The organism is Kribbella sp. (assembly GCF_035687465.1).
Classification (GTDB): Bacteria; Actinomycetota; Actinomycetes; order Propionibacteriales; family Kribbellaceae; genus Kribbella.
Genome location: NZ_DASRXP010000593.1, coordinates 1 through 5,150 on the forward strand (window position 1 = coordinate 1; position 5,150 = coordinate 5,150).

At 65.2% G+C, this 5,150-nt stretch carries 3 protein-coding genes; 2 read left to right on the plus strand and 1 reads right to left on the minus strand.

Going from position 1 to position 5,150, the window contains the following annotated elements:
- Together VFG33_RS31410 and VFG33_RS31415 are read left to right on the plus strand one after the other, a co-directional pair.
- The coding region (locus tag VFG33_RS31410) for an NAD(P)/FAD-dependent oxidoreductase (protein WP_325056615.1) at nucleotides 1-870 on the plus strand (870 nt) is incomplete at its 5' end.
- A gap of 33 nt (nucleotides 871-903) precedes the next feature.
- On the plus strand, nucleotides 904-1,503 hold the full coding sequence (locus VFG33_RS31415) for a manganese catalase family protein (protein WP_325056616.1): 600 nt from the start codon (nucleotides 904-906) through the stop codon (nucleotides 1,501-1,503).
- Between the two features lie 966 nt (nucleotides 1,504-2,469).
- On the opposite strand, the gene VFG33_RS31420 is transcribed toward VFG33_RS31415, so the two are convergent.
- Complete coding sequence (locus VFG33_RS31420; protein WP_325056617.1) at nucleotides 2,470-4,938, minus strand: hypothetical protein; 2,469 nt, start codon at nucleotides 4,936-4,938, stop codon at nucleotides 2,470-2,472.
- Nucleotides 4,939-5,150: the final 212 nt, after the last annotated feature.

A 5,150-nucleotide genomic window follows, 5' to 3' on the forward strand; every position in this document is an offset into this window, starting at 1 on the left:
ACCGTCGTCCTGGACGCCGTCGCCACCGGGGGTCAGGCGGCTACCTCGCCCAGGATCGAGAACTACCTCGGTTTCCCGGCCGGTATCAGCGGCTCCGAGCTGGCCGAGCGTGCCGTCGTCCAGGCCCGACGCTTCGGCGCCGAACTCTTCGTTCCGGCGCAGGCCGTCGCGCTGTCCGAGCAGGAGGGCCACCACGTCGTCGTGCTGGAGAACGGCGAACGCGTCAGTGGCCGCACGGTCGTCATCGCCTCCGGCGCGCAGTACCGCCGACTCGAGGTGCCGGGACTGGACGACGCGGCTTCAGCGAGCGTGTACTACGCAGCCACCGAGCTGGAGGCGAACTTGTGCCGCAACGACCCGGTGGTGATCGTCGGTGGCGGGAACTCCGCCGGGCAGGCGGCGGTCTTCCTCTCCGGACACGCGGCCCAGACCACGCTCGTTGTCCGCAGCAACGACCTGGGGGAGGAAATGTCGCGCTACCTGGCCGACCGGCTCGAGCAGTCTGACCGGATCCAGGTATTGCTGCACAGCGAGCTGCGGGAGGCCCATGGCCGGCCTGTGCTGGACGAGGTCGTGGTCGAGGACCTGAAGACCGGGCAGCGACAATCCCTGCCGGCCAAGGCACTCTTCGTCTTCATTGGCAGTGTCCCGCACACTCGCTGGCTAGGTGACCAGATCGAGCTGGATGACCGGGGGTTCGTCCTCACCGGCAACCAGTTGCCGGGCCGGCGGCGATTGCTGGAGACGAGCAGGTCGGGAGTCTTCGCAGCCGGCGACGTTCGCAGCGGCTCGGTCAAACGAGTGGCTGCCGCAGTCGGCGACGGAGCGCTGGCTGTACGCCTGGTGCACGAGCACCTCGCCACTACCTGAACCACCCACTCATCCCCGCGTGAGGATCGGCCCATGTTCACCCACCGTCAGGACCTTCAGTTCAAATCCGTACCCCAGCAGCCGGACCCCCCGTACGCCCGCCGCCTGGAGGACGTTCTCGGAGGCCAGTACAACGAGATCGGCGTCGCCATGCACTACATGTTCCAGTCCTGGGACATGCACGTTCCCGGCAAGTACCGCGACCGGGTCTTCGACCTCGGTGCCGAGCAGGTCGCCAACATCGAGATGCTGGCCACGATGATCGCGCAGTTGCTGGAGCATGCTCCGTCGAGCGTCCTCGACGCCGCCGTCCGGCTCGACCCCGCGGTCGCCGCGGTGATCGGCGGCACCGACCTGCAACAGGCCATCGCCGCCGGTGCCGGACCCCAGGCCGCGCACAACCCGTGGCAAGTTGCCTCCAGCAACGTCGGCAGAAACCTTGCCACCGACTTCCAGACCAATGCCGACGCGGAACTGAACCGCCGGATGCAGCTCTCGCACCTTTATCGGCTGACCGACGACGCGGACGTCCGGTACCTGCTCTCCTTCCTGCTGGTCCGGGCCGCGGCCCATCAGCGGCTGTGCCGAGCCGTCGCGGCCGAACTGAAGGAAGGAACTGCAGCACCAGCTTGAGCCCAACAGCGCGAAGGCGTCTGCGGATGCTGGGTTGGCGGCCTCGTCGACTTGCGTCAGGAGGATTGGGGACTTCTCGAGCTGGATGTCGTACATGCGGAGGAGGGCAGTGGCCAGTTGAGGGTCCTGGTGGCTTGTACGCGGGTCAGGCCGGCCTCTCGGCGAGCGGCGCGGAGGGTTAGGTAGGTCGCGGCGGGCGGTGCTGCCGACGGGGGAGAGGGCTGTGCGGAGGGATCGGCGGACGTTGGTGGGGCCGCGGTTGCCGCCGAGGTGTCGGCGAAGATCGGTTCGTCGAGGCGGATGCCGGCGGCTGATCTGGTGCGGAGGGTGTCAAGGACCTGGCTGGAGATCCGTCCCCACGATCCGATGGGCAGCGGTGGTCTCGTCATCTCAAGCCTCCAACCTGGTCGATGGTTGGCTGCTCAACGGCTGACTGGTCGGTGGAACGGGGATCGGCGGAATTATCGAACCGATGGGACGTGACGCACAGTTACGATCGGGTCAAAGCTTGCGCGGGATCTGATCGCTCGTCGGAGAGGCCGTCGGCGGTCGCACGTTCGGTCGCTGGTAACTAGGTGAGGAACGACGGTCCGGCAAAGAGGGTCGTAAAGGGGTCGTAGACAGCACAAAGGCCCAGGAGCAGATTGCGATGTCTGCCTGGGCCTCGATGCTGGTGCCCCGCCAGGGACTCGAACCCCGAACCCGCTGATTTCCAGCTGGGGTTGATCACCGTTTGTCGATGATGAGCGAAAGCTCTTACTGGCAAGGGAATCGGAGGTGGTCTCGTGCACATCGGTTCTCATCGCTCACCATCCTCTCGCGCTGATTGAGGTGCGTAAAGAGGTGCGTTGTCGGGACGTGTGGCCGAGACAGCGACCGAGTTCAGAGGGCGGTCGGTGGTCGCTGCAAGTGCTCCGTTGTGTCGAGGCGGGAATGAATGAACGCGCGACAGGTATCGGTCAACAGCTAGGGCCGTCCGTGGCGGGCTCGCTCGCTCTCCTCTGCGAGGGCCGACTGGAGGTCCCGCTGCAACGCGCTGATGGCGATGTCTGCGACGTGACAGAGGGTCGGTGTCCGCACCTTCATCTGCTCCAGCCAAGCGATGTCCGATTTGATGGCATTCGATTCCTCGCCTTCCCAGGAGCGTTGAGATGAGATGCGGCGGGCTATCTGATCTGGTGGTACCCCATGCGCGAGCAACACTGGGCCAAGTATCTCGACGCCGCTGTCGAGGCGGCCGGTCAGCACATCGAGGGCACGGTACCCGTCGAGTACTCCGTCGCTGAGCAGCCGCGCGGCGAGCTCTGCATCGTTGCTGAGCAAGGCAGGTAGCAGGCCATAGCCGGGGTATCCGGAGGTGGCGGCCACGCGTGCAAGCCGCTCGCGCTCAGGCTGGGGGAGACGGGCAGGAACGGTCTCCATGCCATCCATCCACACCGAGGTCCGAATCGGCCTCTCGCCCTCGCGGAGGCGCCGTTCGTACCAGTCGGCGCAGACGGCGGGCCGAGAATCGGCGAGGGCTTTGAGCATCTCGTTCAACCGCCATTGCTGGTGCCCATGCACAGTGGTGGGGCTCGCCGAGAGAAAGGCGTGCTCCCATGCCGGCCACCAGTCAGGCGGGAGCGGCACGCCATCGCCGGTGCCGACATCGCATGCGAGTGCTGCAGCAGCGCGGATGTCTGCGACCGGATGCTGTAAGAGGCTCAGCAGCACCATGTCGGCGGAAGCGGTGGCAAAGAGGCGGTCAAGTTGCCAGGAGTCGCTCGATTTGAGGTCTGCCACAACAAAGATCGCGAGTTCATCCGCGCCGCCGGACTCGACGCACGCTGTGATGACAGCGCTTCGGAGCTGAGCGTCGTGAAGAGCCGCCGACACCAACGTGATGCCGACCGATTCGCCGCGGTGTCGTGCACCCCAGAGCGCGCTGGCGAGGATGTCTGCCGAACGGTATTGGATGGCCGGCTGAATCCAGGCGACAGGATCGGCGGTGAGATCGACAACGGCGTGGGCCATCCTCCGCGTGGGCTCGTGCTGACCGACCTCGGCTACGTGGGCTGCTATCTCCATGAACCGGATCGTGCCGACGACCGGCCCGAGAGCGACTATCCGCTGGGCAAGGATTCGCCCCTCGTGCTCTCGCCGCTGGAGCCAGTCCTCGATCGGAGACTCGAGGTCACGGCGGCCGACGAAGAGAACGAGATCCTCATCGAGGACGATCGGCGCAAGATCGGCCGGGGGACGCAGATTCCATCGTTCGGCGAGGTCGAGTTCTCGCTGCACCCGGAGTGCAAGCCCCGGCCGCGCATCGAGCATCGGCCGCAGTGTCCTAAGAATTCGCCACGCTCCGCCCGCGGCCATTGCGACCTGCTCCGATGATGGCGTCGCCGCCCCATTTGCGTGTCCACCGGCGAGCCGTAACCAGTCCCCGAACAGACGGATGAGGTGTGTCACCGCGTTTGTCGGCAGACGGGACGACTGCGAGCCAATCAGCGCATCGACTTGATCCCACAACGTCACCAGTTCGCGTAGCCGCTCCGGCGATTCGACTGAGTTGGCGATCGTGATGGTTCCTGAACCGATGGGATCGGCCCACACACCCTCGATTGATGGATCGAAGCAGTACGAGATGATCTCTGCGCAGATGTCCCAGCGCGTGCTGACGTCGAGCCTCATCCATTCGACTGTCTCGTTGAGAAGGGCCGCCCGGATCTCGAAGAGTGAACCTCGGTCAGGATCGAGGTACCGCGTGAGCTTGCTGAGTTCTTCGAGCGGCTTCTCGCTCAGTGCCGGCGGTGACGGATCGATCGCCAGGTCGAGGAGGCCGTGGATCGCTTCTTTGTTGAACCAGGTGCGTAGGGAAGCGAAGAGTGCCCTTGCGGCTGCAGAGCCTATGGGGTCGTGGGGACTGCCCCAGGGTGACAACTCTGGATCGCGCTTGGCAGCCAGGATCTCCCGCGCACATTTCGATGCAAACTCACCGGCGCTCCGGCTCGTTAAGGCGTACAGCTCCATTTGGTCAATGGTCGACTCACTCCATGTGAGTGGGTGGCCGAGCGCCCGCGCCCATCCTGCTGCTTCTCGCCTCGCATCGTCCGACGTTGCGGCAGCGGAGAGCAATGTATCCGTGAGTTGCTGGCGCGTCTCGGGAAAGGCATCAAGGAGAGAGGTCCAGCTTCGCGAGCGCTGTGTGCCGAAGAACCATCGGCCGACCAGTGGCAGCCGAATCGCCGGCGAAAGCCCCCAGCGATCGCCTCGAAGCTCGATCACACCTCTGGTCGCAACGGTGTGGACTGCAGCTATGAGAGACGCCAGTGGCATCGCGATCAGTTGGCTGATTCGCTCCAGATCGCGCTGAGCTGCCCCGTTCAGCGCGGCGATGCAGGCGATGGCGTCCAGACTGACAGCTGAATCGGTCGCCAACCGCAGGTAACGCATGACGTGGTCCAGCAGAAGCTCACCGGAGACGACCCTCTCGCCGTCGCCGTCGATCAGTGCACGACACAGTTGGAGTGCCCATCCTGGCCTACCGTCCGCCTGCTCGAGTACGAGTCTCCGCGCGTGGACGCCAGTGACTCCCGCGGTCTGCACGATTGCGTCTATTTCGCCGCGGGACATGAGGCCTAGGGATACTGGACGGCCACCAGGGA